19 protein-coding genes and 1 other RNA gene are annotated in these 18,424 nt (G+C 73.3%); 9 read left to right on the plus strand and 11 right to left on the minus strand.

Annotated features, from left to right (window positions below; all coding sequences use genetic code 11):
- The first annotated feature begins 13 nt into the window (after positions 1 to 13).
- Both efeU and PS271_RS07055 read left to right on the plus strand, forming a co-directional pair.
- Positions 14 to 997, plus strand: a complete 984-nt coding sequence (gene efeU / locus PS271_RS07050) for an iron uptake transporter permease EfeU (RefSeq protein WP_398381058.1) — start codon at positions 14 to 16, stop codon at positions 995 to 997.
- Complete coding sequence (locus PS271_RS07055) at positions 894 to 1,859, plus strand: SCO2278 family lipoprotein (protein ID WP_495656772.1); 966 nt, start codon at positions 894 to 896, stop codon at positions 1,857 to 1,859. Before efeU ends, PS271_RS07055 begins: the two co-directional genes overlap by 104 nt.
- 35 nt (positions 1,860 to 1,894) lie before the next feature.
- Here the strand turns inward: PS271_RS07055 and PS271_RS07060 are convergent, their stop codons facing one another.
- Both PS271_RS07060 and PS271_RS07065 read right to left on the minus strand, forming a co-directional pair.
- Complete coding sequence (locus tag PS271_RS07060; protein ID WP_398381060.1) at positions 1,895 to 2,617, minus strand: bifunctional DNA primase/polymerase; 723 nt, start codon at positions 2,615 to 2,617, stop codon at positions 1,895 to 1,897.
- Positions 2,618 to 2,790: 173 nt separating this feature from the next.
- Positions 2,791 to 3,402, minus strand: a complete 612-nt coding sequence (locus PS271_RS07065) for a TetR/AcrR family transcriptional regulator (RefSeq protein ID WP_398381062.1) — start codon at positions 3,400 to 3,402, stop codon at positions 2,791 to 2,793.
- A gap of 117 nt (positions 3,403 to 3,519) precedes the next feature.
- Between PS271_RS07065 and PS271_RS07070 the strand changes: the two genes are divergently transcribed.
- Both PS271_RS07070 and ddaH read left to right on the plus strand, forming a co-directional pair.
- Positions 3,520 to 3,702 carry a DUF6243 family protein gene (locus tag PS271_RS07070; protein WP_398381064.1) on the plus strand — a complete coding sequence of 61 codons (183 nt, stop codon included), beginning with the start codon at positions 3,520 to 3,522 and terminating at the stop codon, positions 3,700 to 3,702.
- A gap of 114 nt (positions 3,703 to 3,816) precedes the next feature.
- Positions 3,817 to 4,647, plus strand: coding sequence for a dimethylargininase (gene ddaH, locus PS271_RS07075; RefSeq protein ID WP_398381066.1), 831 nt, complete (start codon positions 3,817 to 3,819; stop codon positions 4,645 to 4,647).
- 118 nt (positions 4,648 to 4,765) lie between these two features.
- Here ddaH and PS271_RS07080 read toward each other — a convergent pair whose 3' ends face one another.
- The 7 genes from PS271_RS07080 to PS271_RS07110 all read right to left on the minus strand — a co-directional run bounded on the left by PS271_RS07080 (position 4,766) and on the right by PS271_RS07110 (position 11,658).
- Complete coding sequence (locus PS271_RS07080; RefSeq protein WP_398381068.1) at positions 4,766 to 5,785, minus strand: small ribosomal subunit Rsm22 family protein; 1,020 nt, start codon at positions 5,783 to 5,785, stop codon at positions 4,766 to 4,768.
- Positions 5,786 to 6,081: 296 nt separating this feature from the next.
- Positions 6,082 to 7,380 carry a multidrug effflux MFS transporter gene (locus PS271_RS07085; RefSeq protein ID WP_398381070.1) on the minus strand — a complete coding sequence of 433 codons (1,299 nt, stop codon included), beginning with the start codon at positions 7,378 to 7,380 and terminating at the stop codon, positions 6,082 to 6,084.
- A gap of 142 nt (positions 7,381 to 7,522) precedes the next feature.
- Complete coding sequence (locus PS271_RS07090) at positions 7,523 to 9,052, minus strand: alkaline phosphatase D family protein (RefSeq protein WP_398381072.1); 1,530 nt, start codon at positions 9,050 to 9,052, stop codon at positions 7,523 to 7,525.
- Complete coding sequence (eda, locus tag PS271_RS07095) at positions 9,052 to 9,687, minus strand: bifunctional 4-hydroxy-2-oxoglutarate aldolase/2-dehydro-3-deoxy-phosphogluconate aldolase (protein ID WP_398381074.1); 636 nt, start codon at positions 9,685 to 9,687, stop codon at positions 9,052 to 9,054. Before eda ends, PS271_RS07090 begins: the two co-directional genes overlap by 1 nt.
- 111 nt (positions 9,688 to 9,798) lie before the next feature.
- Entirely contained in the window at positions 9,799 to 10,605 is an 807-nt protein-coding gene (gene yaaA / locus PS271_RS07100) for a peroxide stress protein YaaA (RefSeq protein ID WP_398386719.1), read from the minus strand.
- A 127-nt stretch (positions 10,606 to 10,732) separates the two neighbouring features.
- Complete coding sequence (locus PS271_RS07105) at positions 10,733 to 11,326, minus strand: hypothetical protein (protein WP_398381076.1); 594 nt, start codon at positions 11,324 to 11,326, stop codon at positions 10,733 to 10,735.
- Entirely contained in the window at positions 11,323 to 11,658 is a 336-nt protein-coding gene (locus tag PS271_RS07110) for a MerR family transcriptional regulator (protein ID WP_398381078.1), read from the minus strand. Before PS271_RS07110 ends, PS271_RS07105 begins: the two co-directional genes overlap by 4 nt.
- A 124-nt stretch (positions 11,659 to 11,782) precedes the next feature.
- Here PS271_RS07110 and rnpB point away from each other — a divergent pair.
- Together rnpB and PS271_RS07120 are read left to right on the plus strand one after the other, a co-directional pair.
- Positions 11,783 to 12,184: RNase P RNA component class A (gene rnpB, locus PS271_RS07115), an RNA gene on the plus strand.
- 689 nt (positions 12,185 to 12,873) lie between these two features.
- Positions 12,874 to 13,251, plus strand: coding sequence for a hypothetical protein (locus PS271_RS07120; protein WP_398381080.1), 378 nt, complete (start codon positions 12,874 to 12,876; stop codon positions 13,249 to 13,251).
- A gap of 181 nt (positions 13,252 to 13,432) precedes the next feature.
- Here the strand turns inward: PS271_RS07120 and PS271_RS07125 are convergent, their stop codons facing one another.
- Both PS271_RS07125 and PS271_RS07130 read right to left on the minus strand, forming a co-directional pair.
- Positions 13,433 to 14,038: a response regulator gene (locus PS271_RS07125; protein ID WP_398381082.1), complete on the minus strand. Its 606-nt coding sequence runs from the start codon at positions 14,036 to 14,038 to the stop codon at positions 13,433 to 13,435.
- Positions 14,035 to 15,243, minus strand: a complete 1,209-nt coding sequence (locus PS271_RS07130) for a sensor histidine kinase (RefSeq protein WP_398381084.1) — start codon at positions 15,241 to 15,243, stop codon at positions 14,035 to 14,037. Before PS271_RS07130 ends, PS271_RS07125 begins: the two co-directional genes overlap by 4 nt.
- 134 nt (positions 15,244 to 15,377) lie before the next feature.
- Between PS271_RS07130 and PS271_RS07135 the strand changes: the two genes are divergently transcribed.
- The 3 genes from PS271_RS07135 to PS271_RS07145 all read left to right on the plus strand — a co-directional run bounded on the left by PS271_RS07135 (position 15,378) and on the right by PS271_RS07145 (position 18,358).
- Positions 15,378 to 16,241, plus strand: a complete 864-nt coding sequence (locus PS271_RS07135) for a MaoC/PaaZ C-terminal domain-containing protein (RefSeq protein WP_398381086.1) — start codon at positions 15,378 to 15,380, stop codon at positions 16,239 to 16,241.
- Between the two features lie 65 nt (positions 16,242 to 16,306).
- Complete coding sequence (locus PS271_RS07140) at positions 16,307 to 17,383, plus strand: Zn-dependent alcohol dehydrogenase (protein ID WP_398381088.1); 1,077 nt, start codon at positions 16,307 to 16,309, stop codon at positions 17,381 to 17,383.
- Positions 17,384 to 17,413: 30 nt separating this feature from the next.
- A complete protein-coding gene (locus tag PS271_RS07145; RefSeq protein ID WP_398381090.1) occupies positions 17,414 to 18,358 on the plus strand; it encodes a 3-oxoacyl-ACP reductase in 945 nt (314 codons plus the stop codon).
- Positions 18,359 to 18,424: the final 66 nt, after the last annotated feature.

Genomic DNA, 18,424 nt, shown 5'->3' on the forward strand with positions numbered 1-18,424 from the left:
GAGGAGATGCCGCGTGTTCGGCAACTACCTGATCGGCCTGCGCGAGGGCCTGGAGGCCAGCCTGGTCGTGTGCATCCTCGTCGCCTACCTCGTCAAGACGAAGCGCCGCGACGCCCTGCGCCCGGTGTGGGCCGGCATCGCCGTGGCCGTGCTGCTGAGCATGGGCTTCGGCGCGCTGCTCCAGTACGGCTCGCAGACCATGACCTTCGAGGCCCAGGAGATGCTCGGCGGCTCGCTGTCGGTCATCGCCGTCGGCCTGGTGACGTGGATGGTCTTCTGGATGCGGCGCACCGCGCGGCACCTGAAGAAGGAGCTGCACGGCAAGCTGGACGCCGCGCTCGCGATGGGCACCACCGCGCTCGTCGTCACCGCCTTCCTGGCCGTGGGCCGCGAGGGCCTGGAGACCGCGCTGTTCATCTGGACGGCCGTGCAGGCCACCGACGACGGCGTCCGGCCCCTGGTCGGCGCGCTGCTGGGGCTGCTGACCGCCGTCGTGCTGGGCTGGCTGTTCTACCGCGGCGCCCTGAAGATCAACCTGGCGAAGTTCTTCACGTGGACCGGCGCCATGCTGATCGTGGTCGCGGCGGGCGTGCTCGCCTACGGCTTCCACGACCTCCAGGAGGCCGACGTCCTGCCCGGCCTGGGCAGCAAGGCCTTCGACATCAGCGAGCAGATCCCGGCCGACAGCTGGTACGGCACGCTGCTCAAGGGTGTCTTCAACTTCCAGCCGGACCCGACCTGGCTGCAGGTGGCGGTGTGGGCGCTGTATCTGGTCCCCACCCTCCTGGTGTTCTTCGCCCCCGGTAGGGTGGCGCCGAACCGAGCAGCCACCAAGGAGTCGAAGCCCGATGAGACGACGGCGGGCCGGCAGACCGCGCACGACGCGAACGACGGTGCGGACGGCCGCGACGGCGGCGGCGCTGCTGCTGCTGACGGCGACCGGGTGCATGACGGTGCACGGCGAACGGGAGATCGTCCCGTCGGTGGGCAAGGCTGAGGCCGCCAAGGTCCTCAAGGCCTTCACCGACGGCTACAACGAGGGTTACCGCAAGCTCGACCCGGGCGTCATCGCCCGGGTCGAGACCGGTGCCCTGGCCGAGATAGGCAAGTCCGACCTGGCGGCGCAGAGCGCGCAGACGCCCGGCGGCAACCCGAAGTACCCCGCCCTCGTCCTGGATGACGCCCGGTTCACCGTGCCGAAGCAGGCCGGCTGGCCGAAGTTCTTCCTCGCTGACACGCGCAGCAACCGCGACGGCAACCGCTGGCTCGTGGTCTTCACGCGGTACGGCGTGAAGGAGCCGTGGAAGGCCGCCTACCTGTCGCTCGTGAACCCGGGCAAGGTCCCGAAGTTCGTGACGGACAAGGACGGTTACGCGGAGGCCGTCCCCGCGGCCAAGGGCAAGGACCACGGCCTGATGGCCGACCCCGCCAAGGTGAGCGCCGCCTACACCGGCTTCCTGCGCACCGGCGAGGGCAGGTCCTTCGCGCCCGGGCCGCGCACGACGGGGCTGCGGGAAGAGCGCGACAAGGTGCGCCGTACGGCCACGTTCTGGACGGAGTTCATCGACACCCCCGAGCAGGCCCCCGCCTTCCCCGCCCCGGCGCTGCGCACCGAGGGCGGCGGGGCGCTGGTGTTCTTCACCGCGCACCACCGGGAGAAGCGGACCATGGCCGAGGGGCTGCGGCCCGCGGTCACCGACCCGCGGACGAAGGCGCTGCTGAAGGGCGCCCTCAAGCGCTCGGTGACGTACACGCGGGTCTCGGAGGCGGCGGTCCAGGTGCCGCCGCGCCAGGCGGACGGCGGGCAGATCGTCTTCCTCAACCGGATCGACACGATGACGGCGGCGCAGGGGGAATAGCGGCGGCTCGGCGGCCGATGGGTCGTACGGGCTGCTCAGCGGCCGATGGGCCAGGCCGCCTCGTGGTCCGGGCGGTCCCCCGCGTACTGGGCGCAGGCGTCGGTGAGGGTCTCCAGGAGCGTCAGCGGATCCGGCAAGGGCCGCTCGGGGCCCTGGAGCCAGGCGACGCCGGCGTCGTCATCCGGCAGGCGTGAGGGCGGCAGGAGCACGTAGCTGCCGCGGCAGTGCCAGCGCAGGCCCGGATGCTCGTCCATCGTCTCGGGATGGCAGTCGAGCTCGCAGGGCCACCACTCGTCCTCGTCGTCCGGGGTGCCGCGGGTGGCGGTGAAGAAGAGCATGCGGTCGGGGGCGACGGTGGCGACGGGGCCCGTCTCGACGCCGGCCTTGTCCAGCCGTGCCAGGGCCTGCCGGCCGGCCTCCACGGGGACGTCGAGGACGTCGTGGGCGATGCCGGTGGCGGTGACGAAATTGGCCTCCGGCTGGCTGCGCAGCCACGCCGTGACCTTCTCGGCGTCGGTGGTGGCGAGCGTCTGCCAGGCGAAGGAGACCGGGTGCCGGCCCGGGGTGGGACAGCCGATGCGCTCGCAGGAACAGCCGTACCCGGACGGGTGGGCGGCCGGGGCCAGCGGGAAGCCTGCGGCCGCCGCGGCCAGGAGCAGTTCCTCGCGGGCGGCGCTGTCCGCCGCCCCCGTGCCCGTACCGCCGCCCGCTCCCCTGGGACGGCGCAGCCACTGGGAGAACCTGCTCTTGCGTTCCATCTATCCCCTCACTTCGACCGCGGTCTCCGGTCAATGCTGCCACCATCCTGCGCCTGGTGTGACCGTCGGACGTATCCAGGGGGTGTGAGACCGGCCGCTCGCGCGGGCGGGGCCGCCGGTCTCCGCGCCGCCGCGGGCGCCTCCTCCGGACGAGTGATGGTCCGGGCGGCGGGCTACGGGTGCCGCGGGGTCATGCCGCGCAGGGCCAGGTCGACGACGGTGTCGGCGTAGGCGTGGGTGAGCGGCAGGGTACGGGTCTGCCAGCGGTGGAAGAGCGGGCCGACCAGCAGTTCCAGGGCGATGCGGAGGTCGGCGTCCGGGTCGACCTGACCGGCTTCCTGAGCGGCGCGCAGGCGCCGGACGTACGCCTGGAGCTGGGGTTCGAGGACCTTCTCGGTGAGGGCGCGGCCGAGCTCGGGGTTGTTGGCGGTCTCGGCGGTCAGGGCGCGGGTGGGGGCGTCGAGGCGCTCGTTGTTGAGGTCGTCGACGGTGGCCCGCAGCACGGTCTTCAAGTCGGCGGTGATGTCGCCGGTATCGGGGAGCTCGATGGCGGCGGGGTCGACGCCCTCGGGCACGCAGGCCTCGAAGAGGACGGCCGCCTTGGAGGGCCACCAGCGGTAGATGGTCTGCTTGCCGACGCCGGCGCGGGCGGCGATGGCCTCGATGGTGAGCTTCGCGAAGCCGGTCTCGCCGACGAGTTCCAGGGCGGCGTCGAGGATCGCGCGGCGGGAGCGCTCGCTGCGGCGGGAGGCGTCGGGGGTCTTGGGGGCCGGGGCGTCGGTCATGGCGGCATCCTAGCGAGGCATGGAGCGAGACGTATCGTCTTGACAAGACGATACGTCTCGTTGCACTCTCTGGGGGAAGCGAGACGCACCGTCTCGCTCGGACGAAGGGAGAACCTCATGAGCAGGAGCGGATCGGGCGGCATGCTCGGCGTCGGCGGCACCCGCAGCAACCTCTCCCGCAGCGCCCTGCGCGGCGGCAGCCGGGCCGGGCGCGCGGGAGGCGGCACCGACGCGGCGGCCCAGAAGCGGGAACTGCTGCGGAAGTTGCGGGAAGGACGAAGCGGAACCACCGGAGTGTGAGTGAGCCAGCGGTAAACCACCCGTACGGTTCATGCGCCAAAGCCCGTGGAGCGTGGACGATTTGGGCACGCACGACGACCCGTACGTGCCCAACACCACCGTGAGGAGCACTCCTTGCGTAGGACAGCCCCACGCGCGGCCACTCAGCGGCGCTATCTGATGTGCCCCCCTGCCCACTTCAGGGTCACCTACTCCATCAACCCCTGGATGGATCCGGACAAGCCGGTCGACATCCCCCTCGCGCTCGCGCAGTGGGAGGACCTCAGGGACCGCTATCTGGCCCTCGGGCACACCGTCGAGGAGCTGGAGCCCAGACGAGGGCTGCCCGACATGGTCTTCGCGGCCAACGGCGCGACGGTCGTGGACGGACGGGTGCTCGGCGCGCGCTTCGCCCACCCCGAGCGGGCCGAGGAGGCCGCGGTCCACGCGGCCTGGTTCCGCTCGCAGGGCTACGCCGACGTGCTCGAACCCGAGCACATCAACGAGGGCGAGGGCGACTTCGCCGTCACCGCCTCCTGGCTGCTCGCCGGGCGCGGCTTCCGCAGCAGCCCGCTCTCCCACCCCGAGGCACAGGAGTTCTTCGGCCGGCCGGTGATCGGCCTCGACCTCGTCGACCCCCGCTACTACCACCTCGACACCGCGCTGTGCGTCCTCGACGACACCACCGACGGCGAGATCATGTACTACCCCGGCGCGTTCTCGGCGGGCAGCCGGGAGGTGCTGAGGCGGCTGTTCCCCGACGCCCTCGTCGCGAGCGAGGAGGACGCGGCGGCGCTGGGCCTCAACGCGGTCAGCGACGGCCGGCACGTCCTGCTGCCGCAGGCGGCGGTCGGCCTCTTCGAACCGCTACGGGCACGGGGCTACGAACCGATCGGCATGGACCTCGGCGAACTCCTGAAGGGCGGCGGCAGCGTGAAGTGCTGCACGCAGGAGTTGCGGGGGTAGGGGCGCGGTTCGGCCTGCAAGACAGCCGCGTCACGGTTCCGCGCCCCGCAAGGGGCGCGGGGAACTGCGCGACCAGCCACGTACAACCCGCAGCCGACCAGCCGGGCAGAGCGCTAGCTCAAACCCCAGCCGGAGGCCACTCGTCCCCCCAGCCCGCGTCCCGCGCAACCTTGTACGCGTCACCGTGCCGCTTCGTCACCGTCTCACGGGTCAGGCCGTCCTCGGCCGTGCAGAGTTCGAGGAGGACCTGGCCCTTACGGATCTGCGGCTTGCGCACGATGCGGGCGGGCACCTCCCCGGAAGCCTCCGGCAGGGAGCCCCGTACGGCCGCCACGTACGCGAACTTCTCGTCCTCGTACGCCAGCGAGCCGCCCTTGACCTGCCGGTGCAGCGAGGAGCGGCTCACGCGGGCCGAGAAGTGGCACCAGTCCTTGCCCGGCTCTATGGGGCACGCCCCGCTGTGCGGGCAGGGCGCGACGACGCGGAAACCGGCGGCGATCAGCCGGTCGCGCGCCTCGATGATCCGCAGGTAGCCGTCCGGGGTGCCCGGCTCGACGATCACGACGGCCTGCGCGGCGCGGGCGGCCTCGGCGACGACCGCGGCGCGGCCGGCGTCGGTCAGCTCCTTCAGGACGTACGAGACGGTGACGAGGTCCGTGCCGTCGGGCACGCGCAGGCCGTCGCCGATGATCCCGCGCTCCCAGCGGGCCGCGCGCAGGGCCGGGTCGGAGGCCGTCCCGGCGAGTTCGGCGCCGAGGGCGAGGGCGGGGGCGGCCCAGTCCAGGACGGTCGTGTCCCGGTCCTCGCCCTCCCAGGCGGACGCCACGGCCCACGTCGCCGCGCCCGTGCCGCCGCCCACGTCGACGTGCGAGGCGGGGACGAAGGACGGCAGGCGGTCGCGGAAGGCCTCCAGCGCGGAGCGGACGGCCTCGAACGTCGCCGGCATGCGGTACGCGGCGTACGCGGCCACGTCGGAGCGGTCGCGCAGTACGGGGGCGTCGGTGGGGGTCAGCCCCCGGTAGCTGGCGATCAGCCGCTCGACGGCCTGCGCGGCCTGGCGGGGCGGCAGACCGTCGAGGAGACCGGCGAGCGCGGAGCGCAGTTCCTCACCGGACCGGGGGAAATGGGGGGCGTGCATTTGATGGAGTCTATGCGGGCGGGGCGGCCTGCGGCCGGCGAGGTCGTGGCGAAACGGCGGTCCGGCACCGCCGGACTGCGCCGTCGTGGTGACTCGCCGCTGCGGCGGAAGAATCCGCCGGGCCGCCGACCCGGCACGGCCGCACGACGACCGGGCTCGCCGCCGCAACGGACGCGCTGAGGCCGGCGCCTCGGCACGTCCTTCCGCCGCGGCGGCGAAAAGCCACACCGTACGTGACCGGCGGTGCCGGACCGGGGGATGCGCCCGGCACGGGCCCCGCACCCCGCCGGGAGGCTTCAGCGCTGCCAAGGCCGGCACAGGCCCAGGAAGCACGCCGCCGCCGCGAGCGCGCACACCAGCTGGACCGTCGCCATCGGCACCGCCGTGCCCTCGCCCGCGATGCCCACGAGCGGGGAGGCCAACGCGCCCAGCAGGAACGTGGACGTGCCGAGCAGGGCGGACGCGGAGCCCGCGGCGTCGCGGGAGCGCATCAGGGCCTGGGCGTTGGTGTTGGGCATGGCGAGGCCCATCGCGGACATCAGGACGAACAGCCCGCCCGCGACCGGCGCGAGGCCCGCCTTGCCGAAGGCGCCGGAGGCCATCAGCAGCAGGGCCACGGCGGCCAGGGTGATCACCGTGAGGCCCACGGCGAGGGCCTTGTCGAGGCTCACGCGGCCGACGAGCAGCTTGCCGTTGATCTGGCCGACCAGCACGAGGCCGACGGAGTTGAGACCGAAGAGGAGGCTGAAGGTCTGCGGGGAGGCCCCGTAGATGTCCTGGATGACGAACGGCGACGCCGAGATGTAGGCGAAGAGCGCGGCGAAGGCGAAGCCGCCCGCGAGCATGTAGCCGGTGAAGACGCGGTCCGCGAGCAGGGCGCCCATGGCGCGCAGGGCCGCGCCGAGGCCGCCGGCCTGGCGCTTCTCCGGCGGCAGCGTCTCGTGCAGGAAGCGCCACACGGCGAGGGTGAGCAGCACGCCGACCGCGGTGAGGACGACGAAGACGCCGCGCCAGTCGGTCAGGCGCAGGATCTGGCCGCCGATGAGGGGCGCGACGACGGGGGCCACGCCGGAGATCAGCATGAGTGTGGAGAAGAAGCGGGCCATGGCCACGCCGTCGTAGAGGTCGCGCACGACGGCCCGGGCGATGACGATGCCGGCGGCGCCGGCGAGCCCTTGGACGAGGCGGCAGCCGATCAGCAGGCCGGCGGTGGGGGCGAGGGCGCAGGCGGCGGTGGCCAGGACGTAGACGACCATGCCGGCGAGGAGGGGGCGGCGACGTCCCCACTTGTCGCTCATGGGGCCGACGACGAGCTGCCCGAGCGCCATGCCCATGAGGCAGGCGGTGAGGGTGAGCTGGACGGTGGCGGCGGGGCTGTGGAGCGCGCCGGTGACCTCCGGGAGGGCCGGGAGGTACATGTCCATGGAGAGCGGTGGCAGCGCGGTCAGGCCGCCGAGGACGAGGGTGACGATCAGGCCCGTGGCACGGGCCCCGGATATGCCGGGGCCCGCGGGATCCCGGTCGGCGGGCCGGGCGCTTCGGGCGGGCTGCTGCTCCTGCTGCTGCTCGGCCGTGTCCTGGCCGGGATCCGTCATGCGTGGCGCTCCATGGTCGTCGTTCGTTCAACCATGGTGTCATGACCGCGGCCAATATATGGGGCTTACATGTTGTTCGGCGGGCGGGTGTGACGGGACGCACTGGCGCCCGTGTCGCTCCCCGTACCGGCGCGGGCGCGCGTCACGCCTCGTGGAGCCCCGGAGCGCCCGCCTCCGAGACGAACGACGCGGCCGTCGCGATGGGCGCGCCCGGCGTCGTGACCTTGGTGACCGTACGGAAGTCGCCTCGCACCCGCTGCGGGTCGAGCGTCACCACCACGTACCCGCGGCGCCCGTCGTAGTACTTCAGGTGCGGGTTGGCGGCGAGCGTCGTCTCCCAGTCCGCGGGCCGCTCGTCGCCGTCGAAGCCGCTGGAGACGGACGTGCCGAGGAGCTCGACGCCGAGCGTGGCCGAGCCGGGGTCGTCGAAGTCGGCCTTCACGTCGTACGCGAAGTGGACGTGGTCGTCGCCGGTGAGGATCACCAGGTTCCGGATGCCGGCCTGTTCGACGCCGGCCAGGACGCGGTCGCGGGAGGCGGAGTAGCCGTCCCAGGTGTCCATGCTGACCCGGGCGTCGTCGTCCGGCGTCTCCTTGTGCTGGGAGAAGGCCACCTGCTGGGCGACGACGTTCCAGGTGGCGGCGGAGGCGCGGAAGCCGTCGAGGAGCCAGCGCTCCTGGGCGTCACCGGTCATCGTGCGGGCCGGGTCGCGCGTCTCGGGCCCGGGGGTGTGCCAGCCGTCCCCGTAGGCCTGGTCGGAGCGGTACTGGCGGGTGTCGAGGATGTCGAGCTGGGCGAGCCGGCCGTAGGAGAAGCGGCGGTACAGCCGCATGTCCGGTCCGGCGGGCCGCTGGGGTCTTCGCAGCGGCATGTTCTCCCAGTAGGCGCGGTAGGCGGCGGCGCGGCGGGCGCGGAACTGGTCGACGGGGTCGTTGTCCTGCGAGATGTCGCCCGCGTAGTTGTTCGCGACCTCGTGGTCGTCCCAGGTGACGTACCAGGGGTGGGCGGCGTGCGCGGCCTGGAGCTCGGCGTCGGACTTGTAGAGGGCGTAGCGCTGGCGGTAGTCCTCCAGGTTGAGCGTCCAGTGGTCGTAGAAGGACGGGAGCGGGTCCGTCAGGCGGCGGGCGCCGCCCTGCGCGTTGATGGCGTTCTCGTAGATGTAGTCGCCGACGAAGAACACGGCGTCGAGGTCCTCGCGGGCGAGGTGGCCGAGGGCCGTGTAGTAGCCCTCGTCGAACTGCTGGCAGGAGAGCAGTCCGAAGCGGGCGGTGGCGACGGCCGCGTCGGCCCGGGGCGCGGTGCGGGTGCGGCCCACGGGGCTGATCCAGCGGTCGGCGCGGAAGCGGTACCAGTACGCGCGCTCGGGTTCGAGGCCGCTCAGGTCCAGGTGGACGGTGTAGCCGTCGGAGGCGGGGGCGGGGGCGGTGCCGCTCTGCACGACGCGGCGGAAGGTGTCGTCCTCGGAGAGCTCCCACTGGACGGCGATGCTGCCGTCGGCGGGGAGCCCGTTGCCCGGCTCGTACGGGGCGGGGGCGAGCCGGGTCCACAGCACCACGGAGTCCGGCAGGGGGTCGCCGGACGCCACTCCGAGGGTGAACGGATTTTCGGAGAGGGGGGTCATGTGGTGCAGAGTGCGCGCGGGTGGGGCGGCTGTGAAGGGGGCTGACACCATCAGGAACGTGCGGGTCCGCGCCCCAACTCCGCTGCTGCCCGGGCCAGTTCCGTCACGCGGGCCCAGTCGCGGCGGGCGAGGGCGTCGCGGGGCAGCATCCACGAGCCGCCCACGCAGCCGACGTTCGGCAGGGAGAGGTACGCGGGGGCCGTGGCCGGGCCGATGCCGCCCGTGGGGCAGAAGCGGGCCTCGGGGAGCGGTGAGGCCAGAGAGGCGAGGTACGGGGCGCCGCCCGCGGCCTGCGCGGGGAAGAACTTCATCTCGCGCACCCCGCGCTCCAGCAGGGCCATGACCTCCGACACCGTCGAGACGCCCGGCAGGAACGGCACCCCCGCCTCCCGCAGCGCCGCGAGCAGCGGGTCCGTCCAGCCGGGGCTCACCAGGAAGCGGGCCCCGGCCCGTACGGCCGCGGCGGCCCGCGCCGGGGAGAGGACGGTGCCCGCGCCCACGGCCGCCTCCGGGACCTCCGCGGCGACGGCCCGTATCGCGTCCAGGGCCGCGTCCGTGCGCAGCGTCACCTCGATCGCCGGGAGGCCGCCCGCGACGAGCGCGCGGGCGAGGGGCACGGCGTCGGCCGCGTCGGAGAGGACGGCGACGGGGAGGACGGGGGCGAGGCCGAGGACGGAGGCGGTCACGCCGCCATCCTGTTCCTCGCTATCGGCTCACGCAACGGGCGTTGCGTTATGCGCAACAGGGCGCGGCTACCGGGCCTTTCAGTCCTTCGTCAGAGCTCCGTCAAAGCTTCTTCAGAGCTCCGTTACCACCACGTCGAGCGCCCACGGCCGGCCGCCCTTCGCCGGGGCGCTCCCCTCCACCGCGTACCCGAGGTCGCGCAGCGCCTCCGCCAGCTCCGCGGGCCCGGCGGGCTCCGCGCCCGCAGTCAGCAGGTCCCGGACCATCCGCCCCTTGGTGGCCTTGTTGAAGTGGCTGACGACGGACCGCTTCTCGACCCCGTCCACGACCTTCGACTGCAACACCCGGACCGTCGCCGTCCGCTCCGCGAGCTCGCCCTTCGGCTTCCACGCGGAGGCGTACGCGGCCGACCTGAGGTCGAGCACCATCCCGTCGCCCGCCTCCTGCGGCAGGTGCGCGTCCATGGCGCCGCGCCAGTACGGGCCCAGCGCGCCCAGGCCCGGCAGCTTCACACCCATCGAGCAGCGGTAGGAGGGGATCGGGTCGCCGGTCCGGACCGCGCCCCACAGCCCCGAGAAGACCAGCAGGGACCGCTCGGCCCGCTTCCGCGCCGCGGCGTCCAGGGAGGCCAGGCCCAGCGCGTCGTACAGCACGCCCGTGTAGACCTCGCCCGCCGGGCGGGTGCCCGCGGTCAGCAGCGCCGCGTTCTTGGCGATCTCGCCCCGCAGCCCCGGGGACAGGCCGAGCACCTCCGCCGCCTTGTCCTCGTCGCCCGCGCACAGCTCCACGAGCTCCGTCAGCACGGTCTCGCGCGCCCCGGTCAGCCCCGGCAGCGACAGCGCACCGACCTCCAGTGCGGCCCCGGCGCCGGTTCCGACGGCGGCGGCCTTCCCCTCGGACGGCGGCAACAGCACGAGCACGGTGTCTTCTCCCATCGGTACGGATCGGGCGCGGGGCACGGTGGCCCCGGCGGCGCCCCGACGAGCCTAACGCCGCACCCGTCACCCGCCCGGCGCAGCCCGCCCGCCTTCGCCCGCCTTCGCCCGGCTAGGGGGCGGGCTCGGCGGCCATGAGCCCCCGTATCGCCTCGACGGCGGCATGCGGCTCGTCGGCGTGGAAGCGGACCGTACGGACCTCGCGCGGCTGCCGGAACAGCCGGGCCGCGGTGACGGGGGCGGTGAGCTCGACGGTGACGGAGGTCTGGGAGGCGACGGGCACGTCGAGGATGCCGGCGGGGGTCTCGTTGCCGGGAAAGCGCAGGTCGCGGCGGACGGCGCCGATGAGCGCCACCGGGATGTACAGGTCCAGGGACGCGCCCTGGCGGATCCGCAGCCCCTCCGGGCCGGCCGTGTGCGGGCGGACGACGCTGCCGGCGTGGAAGCCGAGGACGAGCAGCACGGTGTAGACGTCGAGGAACAGCACCAGCTCGTGGATGCCGGGGTAGGCGGCGGTGAAGAAGGACATCCCCACCGTCTCCACGAGGCACACGAAGGCGAAGGCGTACATCGTGGAGGCCTGGGCGCGGGCGTAGGGCAGGGCGCGGACGCCGGCGCCGACGCCGTCGCGGCGCCGGGTGAGCCACAGCACGAGCCCGGCCCAGACGCGGGCCTCGTGCACGGCGACCGCCCGGGCGAGCTTCATGCGGGCGACTCCTCTCCCGTGACGGTGCGGATCGCCAGGCGCAGGGCGGCGGCCTGAGCGGGGGCGAAGTCGGCGAAGAAGGCGGCGAGGAAGGGGGCGTCGTCACCGGTGCGGCCGGTCGCGCCCGCGGCGAGGACGTCCCGCACCTCGTCCAGGCCGAGGCCCAGCTCGGTGAGGCGGCGGATGCGGGTGAGCGCGACGGCGTCGCGGAGCCCGTAGACGCGGTAGCCGTTGGCCAGCCGGGCGGGCTCGGGCAGCAGGCCCAGGTGGTGATAGTGCCGTACGGTCCGGGTGCTGACGCCGGCCAGCGCGGCGAGCTCGCCGATTCTCATGTGATCACCGTCATGGGACCAGTAGAGACGTTGACGCCGCGGCAAGGTCAAGGGCCGGGGCCGGGCCGCTGACCTGGCGGCGATCGTGGCAGCCCCCGCCAGGTAGCATGGTCGGCACGGCGGACGAGCCGGCCGGGCGGCCGCGTGGGATCTTCGGATCCCCCGAGGAACGTCCGGGCTCCACACGGCAGGGTGGTGGGTAACGCCCACCCGGGGTGACCCGCGGGACAGTGCCACAGAAAACAGACCGCCGGAGGCCGCGAGGCTTCCGGTAAGGGTGAAACGGTGGTGTAAGAGACCACCAGCGCCTGAGGTGACTCAGGCGGCTAGGTAAACCCCACCCGGAGCAAGGTCAAGAGGGGCCGCTTCACGGCGACCCTGCGCGGACGATCGAGGGCTGCCCGCCCGAGTCCGCGGGTAGACCGCACGAGCCTGCCGGCAACGGCAGGCCTAGATGGATGGCCGCCTCCCCGAGGGCCGCAAGGCCCCCGGGAGACAGAACCCGGCGTACAGGCCGACTCGTCCGCCTTCAACCCCTCTGACCTGCGGAAACGCGCGGCGGAGGGGCTTCTTTCCGCCCCGTGGGGAGTATCTGGCAAGTTTCGGCCCGAGCGCTCGATATCCGACGCCGCCTGCACCTCCACCGCCGCACGCACAGCGAATGCGAGGAGCGAGCCGAGTGCGGCCATTCCCCGGGCTCCGGACTTCGGCATGAAGTGCACGTAGGTCGGCTGCGTGAACGCGGGGTCGCTGTGGCCGAGCCACGCCGCAGCTGCGTGATCGTTTCCCTTGCGGCCAGCACGATGGACGCGAAGGTGTGACGAAGAACGTGGAAGCCTTCTTCGCGCGGCATGCTCCACGCCACCCGCTCCAGGGGGCGCTCATCCCGCGGCAGGTTCGGCCGGTCAGGGTCGACCCACGGCAACGTCACTTCGGCCGTCCCGAACTCGGCCTCATGTGTGCGAACGGCACCAGCCAGCTACGGCGGACAGGGGGCTTCCCGGGTCTGCCTTGCCCGAGGCGGCCGGCACGTGAAGCTCACCTGCCGACAGCACGGAGAAACACCGTGGCCCCGGTACCGGGGCCAGGCGCCGACCGGGCCCTCCAGGCCTGTGTGATGTACGTCATTTCCGCTAGCGTGCATGCTCTGAGCAGCCGGGAAGCCTGGGCGTCACCGCGTCCTCCGGGGTTCTCGCTCGAAGGAGGTCGTGCACGGTGAAAACTGTTGAAGCTGTCCTGGAGCAGGCATTGGCGATCAGCGGGGCCACGGGTGTTGCCATCGTCGATTTCCAGCAGCGCAGGGTCTTGGGCTACCTGGACGGCGGCAGTGGGCTGGACATGGACAAAGTCGCCTACGGGGACAGCGATGTCATGCGAGCCAAGCTGTACACGCTGGAACTCCTGGGTTACACCCCCGACAGCGTGGAGGACATCCTGATCACGCTGGAGAAGGAATTGCACATGATCCGGCCTCTGCCCCGGCTGCGCGAGGGCGGCATCTTCATCTACCTCGTCCTGGAGCGCGACCGGGCCCTGCCCCTGGACGACATCCGCCGGGAACTGCGCGCCCTGGAGCCCTCTTTGGCGTTGTAGGCCCACGGGCCTCCAGTTCGGCCAGGGCCGCGCGGACCGTGGCCGCGTCCGGGACACGGCCACGGATGCCGCGTCGGCCCCGGCCGCTGGTGGCCGCCCCGGCGAGCTGTCCGCCGGTGGCCACCGAGGCCGCTGACCGGCGCAACGGCCACCGCCCCCGGCGTCCCCGATCCGGTGGCCGCTACAGCCACCCGTTCCGCCGGGCCGCCCGGACCGCCTCCATGCGGTTGCGGGTCTGGGTCTTGCCGATGGCCGCGGAGAGGTAGTTGCGGACCGTCGCCGGGGAGAGGTGGACCTTGGCCGCGATGTCCGCGACCGTCGCGCCGTCGACCGCCGCCGCGAGGACGTCGCGTTCGCGCTGGGTCAGGGGGTTGGGGCCGGCGCTCAGGGCGGCGGCGGCCAGCGCCGGGTCGATGACGCGTTCCCCGGCGAGGACGCGGCGGATCGCGGCGGCCAGGTCCTCGACCGGGCCGTCCTTGACGAGGAAGCCCGCCGCGCCGGCCTCCATCGCGCGCCGCAGATAGCCGGGGCGGCCGAAGGTGGTGAGTATGAGGACCTGGCAGCCGGGCATGCGGGCGCGCAGGTCCGCCGCGGCGTCGAGGCCGCTGCGGCCGGGCAGTTCGATGTCGAGGAGCGCGACGTCCGGCCGCGTCTCCAGGGCCTTGGGGACGATCGCGTCGCCGTCGCCGACCTGGGCGACGATCTCGATGTCCTCCTCCAGCCCGAGCAGCAGCGCGAGCGCGCCGCGCATCATTCCCTGGTCCTCGGCGAGGAGCAGCTTGATCATGAGTGGTCGTCCTCCTCGGACTCCGAGTCCACGGGCAGTTCGGCCACGAGCCGGAAGCCCTTGCGCCCGTCCGGGCCTGCGGTCAGATGGCCGCCCGCGGCGGCCAGCCGCTCGGTCAGGCCCTTCAGGCCGTTCCCCGGCGAGGCGGGGGCCGCGTCCGAGCCTACGCCGCCGCCGTTGTCGGTGATCTCCAGGCGTACCTGATCGGTCTCGCCGCGCACCTCGACCGTGCAGCGGCCGGCGCCGCTGTGCCGGACGACGTTCGTGACGCCCTCCCGTACGACCCAGCCCATCAGGGCCGCGGTCTGCGGCGGCAGCGGCGGCCCGGACTGGCGGATGTCCGGCGTGATGCCGGAGGCCTCCAGGAGGGAGCGGGCGCGGTCGAGTTCGGTGGTGAGGGTGGACTCGCGGTAGCCGGTGACGGCCTCGCGGATCTCGGTGAGCGCCTGCCGGCCCACCGCCTCGATGTCCGCCGCCTGCCCGATCGCCGCGTCCAGGTCGCGCGGGGCGAGCCGGCGCACCGCCTCCGCCTTGACGACGATGACGGACATCGTGTGCCCGAGCAGGTCGTGCAGGTCGCGCGAGAACCGCAGCCGTTCCCGCTCCACGGCGCTGCGGGCCAGTTCCTCGCGGGTGGAGCGCAGTTGGGCGACCGTCTCGAAGAGGCTGAGGATCGCGGCGACGATCAGGCCGGAGAGCATGGTCCCGTATCCGACGATCAGGGAGTCCGACGGGCCGCCGCGCATGCTCGCGATCACCGCGGCCGAGCCCGCGAGGGCGAGGACGACGATCCCCAGGCGGCGCCCGCTCCCGGACAGCCCGCCCCGCAGCACGACGCCGGAGGCCAGCGACAGCAGCGGGAAGCACAGCAGCCAGTCGCCGCCGTAACCGATGGTCAGCGCGTACGTGACGACGGCCATTCCGGCGAGCGCGAGGTACGGGACGCGGGTCAGCCGCTGCCGCTTGTCGAGGCCGGTGAAGACCGCGAGGGCGTACAGCGCGGCGAAGGACAGCACGCCCGCCCCGCCGAGCCAGGGCAGCGGCAGCTTGCCCCGGAACAGGTCCTGGACGTCTCCGGTGAGCATGAAGAGCCAGGGCAGGAAGGCGAACTTGCCCGGGGGCTTGTACCGCCCGAGCTCGGCTTCGCCGCCGCCCTTGCGCTCGCTCTTGCGGCCGGCCCGGCTCCAGGCCTTGCTGTCAGTCATGGCTCGAACTCTAAGGAACACCACCCTGAGCTGCGCAGATGCAAGTGTGGGCGGTCACCCGTGACATTTGTCCCGGGCCCGGCTATACATGGGGACCATCGGATCGGCTAGAACGCGTTCTAGGAAGGTTCCCGATGCCCATCGACGCACGCCAGGCCGTCGCCGCCGCACCCCGCCGCACCTCCCTGACCTGGGACCACAAAGACGTCCTGCTCTACCACCTCGGCATCGGCGCCGGCACGCCCGCCACCGACCCGGACGAGCTCCGCTACACCCTCGAGAGCCGGCTGCACGTCCTGCCGAGCTTCGCCACCGTCGCCGGCGGCGGCAGCGCCCAGTCCGGCGGCCTCGCCGCGCCCGGCATCGACATCGACCTCGCCGCCGTGCTCCACGGCGGGCAGTCCGTCGAGGTCCACCGGCCCCTGCCCGCCTGCGGCGCCGTCTCCCACACCTCCCGCGTCACCGCCGTGTACGACAAGGGCAAGGCCGCCGTCATCGTGCTGCGCGCGGAGGCCGCCGACGCCCGCGGGCCGCTGTGGACGAGCGAGAGCGAGATCTTCGTCAAGGGCGAGGGCGGCTTCGGCGGCGAACGCGGCAGCTCCACGCGCCTGGAGCCGCCCGCCCGCACCCCCGACCACACCGTGGAGCGGCCCATCCGCGAGGACCAGGCCCTCCTCTACCGCCTCAACGGCGACTGGAACCCCCTGCACGCCGACCCCGAGTTCGCCAAGCGCGCGGGCTTCGACCGGCCGATCCTGCACGGCCTGTGCTCGTACGGCATCGCCCTCAAGGCCGTCACCGACACCGCGCTCGACGGGGACGTCACCCGCGTCCGCGCCTACCGCACGCGCTTCGCCGGCGTCGCTTACCCCGGCGAGACGCTGCGCGTACGGATGTGGCGCGAGACCCCGGCGCCCGACCGGATCCAGGTGACCGTGACCGCGGTGGAACGCGACGACGCGCCCGTGCTGGCGGACACGGTCGTCACCCACAGGTAGCCCCGTAAGCGCACCCCGGAACCCGGCCCTTCGAGCACGTACGCCCTCACTCCAGAGGAGCCCTCATGCGCGCAGCCGTACAGCACGAGACAGGACGGCCCGAGCTCGACGTCCGTGACGACGTCGAAGCGGTGGGCTTCGGGCCCGGCAAGGTCCGGCTGCGCATGCGGGCCACCGGGCTCTGCCACTCCGACCTCTCCGCCATGAACGGGGTGCTGCCCCAGCCCGTCCCCTTCGTCCCCGGCCACGAGGGCGCCGGGGACGTCATCGACGTCGGTGACGGCGTCACCGGGCTGCGGCCCGGTGACCGCGTCATGGTCTGCTGGCTGCCGCCCTGCGGCGGTTGTCCCGCCTGCAAGCGCGGCCAGACCCAGCTGTGCCTGGCCGGCTTCATGGCGGCCGGCACGCCCAACTTCCGTCTGAGCAACTCCGATCTCTTCGGCTTCGCCGGGACCGGCACCTTCGCCGAAGAGGCCGTCGTGGCCGCCGGCTGCGCCGTCCCCATCCCGGACGACCTGCCCTACGACATCGCCGCCCTCATCGGCTGCGGCGTCACCACCGGCCTCGGCGCCGCCCTCAACACCGCCGACGTCGCCGCCGGTTCTTCCGTCGCCGTCATCGGCTGCGGCGGCGTCGGGATCTGCGCTGTCCAGGGCGCGCGGGCGGCGGGCGCCGCGCAGATCGTCGCCGTCGACCCGGTCGCCTCCCGGCGCGAGGCCGCGCTGCGCTTCGGCGCCACCGAGGCCGTACCGCCCGAAGGGCTCGGCGACGCCCGCGCCCGCGTCACCGGCGGCGAAGGCTTCGACTACGCCTTCGAAGTCGTCGGCACCTCCGCCACCGCCCGCGCCGCCTACGACGCCACGCGGCGGGGCGGCACGCTCTGCGTCGTCGGGGCGGGTGCCATGGACGACCTCTTCCAGGTCAACATGTTCGAGCTGTTCTTCGACGAGAAGCGGATCCTGCCCTCCCTGTACGGCGGCGGCGACGTCCGGCGCTCCTACGAACGCGCCATCAGCCTCTGGCGGGCCGGCCGCATCGACCTCGCGGGCCTCATCACGCACCGGGTCCCGCTGTCCGGCGTCAACGACGCGCTCACCCAGATGCGTACGGGCGAGGCGCTGCGCACGTGCATAGAGATCTGACCCGAGACCGGGAGGAGGGGCGAGCAGCCCATGGTGTCCCTGCACGGCAGAACCGCGATCGTCACCGGCGCGGGCCGCGGCCTCGGCCGCGCCGAGGCCCTCGAACTGGCCCGCCTCGGCGCCCACGTCGTCGTCAACGACTACGGGAAGCCCGGCCCGGACGGCTCCGGCGAGGCGTCGGCCGGGCCCGCCGAGGCCGTCGCCGCCGAGATCCGGGCGGCGGGCGGGCGGGCCACCGCGCACGCCGGCGACGTCGCCGACTTCGACCAGGCCCGCGACCTCGTACGGCTCGCCGTCGACGCCGGCGGCGGCTCGCTCGACATCCTCGTCAACAACGCGGGCATCCTGCGTGACCGCATGGTCTTCTCCATGAGCGAGGACGAGTGGGACGCCGTGATCCGCGTCCACCTCAAAGGCCACTTCGCCACCCTGCGGTTCGCGGCCGCGCACTGGCGGGAGCGGGCGAAGGCGTCCGGGCGGCCGGTGTACGGACGGGTCGTCAACACCTCCTCCGAGGCCTTCCTCATCGGCTCGCCCGGGCAGCCCAACTACGCGGCGGCCAAGGGCGGCATCGTCGGCCTCACGACGTCGACGGCGGAGGCCCTGCGCAAGTACGGGGTGACGGCGAACGCCATCTGCCCGCGGGCCCGCACCCGGATGACGGAGCAGGTCTTCGCCGGCGTCGGCACCCCGGAGGCCGGCGGGCCCGACCCGCTGGACCCCGGGCACGTCGCACCGCTCGTCGGCTATCTCGCGGCGCCCGTCGCGGCGGGGGTGACCGGGCAGGTCTTCGTCGTGCACGGCGGAATGGTCGCCGTGATGGAGCGGCCGCGGGTCGCGGCGCGGTTCGGCACGGCGAAGGACGTCTTCACCGCCGAGGAGCTGGACGGTCTCCTCACCCCGCACTTCGCGGGCCGCCCGCCGGGTGAGACGTTCGCGGCGCCGGAGGTGTGGCGGCTGGGGCGGCCCGGCTGACGGGGCTCGGGCTCCGGTCCCCCGGCCCCGGAAACGCCTCGGGCGCCGGGGGTCTCCGCTGAGCGG

Source organism: Streptomyces sp. SCA2-17, from assembly GCF_044336695.1.

What these genes read in the sequence shown, in the direction of transcription:
- PS271_RS07060 (WP_398381060.1), bottom strand. Translation starts at nt 2,617, where the DNA reads ATGGAACGCAAGAGCAGGTTCTCCCAGTGGCTGCGCCGTCCCAGGGGA.
- PS271_RS07065 (WP_398381062.1), bottom strand. Translation starts at nt 3,402, where the DNA reads ATGACCGACGCCCCGGCCCCCAAGACCCCCGACGCCTCCCGCCGCAGC.
- PS271_RS07070 (WP_398381064.1), top strand. Translation starts at nt 3,520, where the DNA reads ATGAGCAGGAGCGGATCGGGCGGCATGCTCGGCGTCGGCGGCACCCGC.
- PS271_RS07080 (WP_398381068.1), bottom strand. Translation starts at nt 5,785, where the DNA reads ATGCACGCCCCCCATTTCCCCCGGTCCGGTGAGGAACTGCGCTCCGCG.
- PS271_RS07085 (WP_398381070.1), bottom strand. Translation starts at nt 7,380, where the DNA reads ATGACGGATCCCGGCCAGGACACGGCCGAGCAGCAGCAGGAGCAGCAG.
- PS271_RS07090 (WP_398381072.1), bottom strand. Translation starts at nt 9,052, where the DNA reads ATGGTGTCAGCCCCCTTCACAGCCGCCCCACCCGCGCGCACTCTGCAC.
- PS271_RS07105 (WP_398381076.1), bottom strand. Translation starts at nt 11,326, where the DNA reads ATGAAGCTCGCCCGGGCGGTCGCCGTGCACGAGGCCCGCGTCTGGGCC.
- PS271_RS07110 (WP_398381078.1), bottom strand. Translation starts at nt 11,658, where the DNA reads ATGAGAATCGGCGAGCTCGCCGCGCTGGCCGGCGTCAGCACCCGGACC.
- PS271_RS07125 (WP_398381082.1), bottom strand. Translation starts at nt 14,038, where the DNA reads ATGATCAAGCTGCTCCTCGCCGAGGACCAGGGAATGATGCGCGGCGCG.
- PS271_RS07130 (WP_398381084.1), bottom strand. Translation starts at nt 15,243, where the DNA reads ATGACTGACAGCAAGGCCTGGAGCCGGGCCGGCCGCAAGAGCGAGCGC.
- PS271_RS07135 (WP_398381086.1), top strand. Translation starts at nt 15,378, where the DNA reads ATGCCCATCGACGCACGCCAGGCCGTCGCCGCCGCACCCCGCCGCACC.
- PS271_RS07140 (WP_398381088.1), top strand. Translation starts at nt 16,307, where the DNA reads ATGCGCGCAGCCGTACAGCACGAGACAGGACGGCCCGAGCTCGACGTC.
- PS271_RS07145 (WP_398381090.1), top strand. Translation starts at nt 17,414, where the DNA reads ATGGTGTCCCTGCACGGCAGAACCGCGATCGTCACCGGCGCGGGCCGC.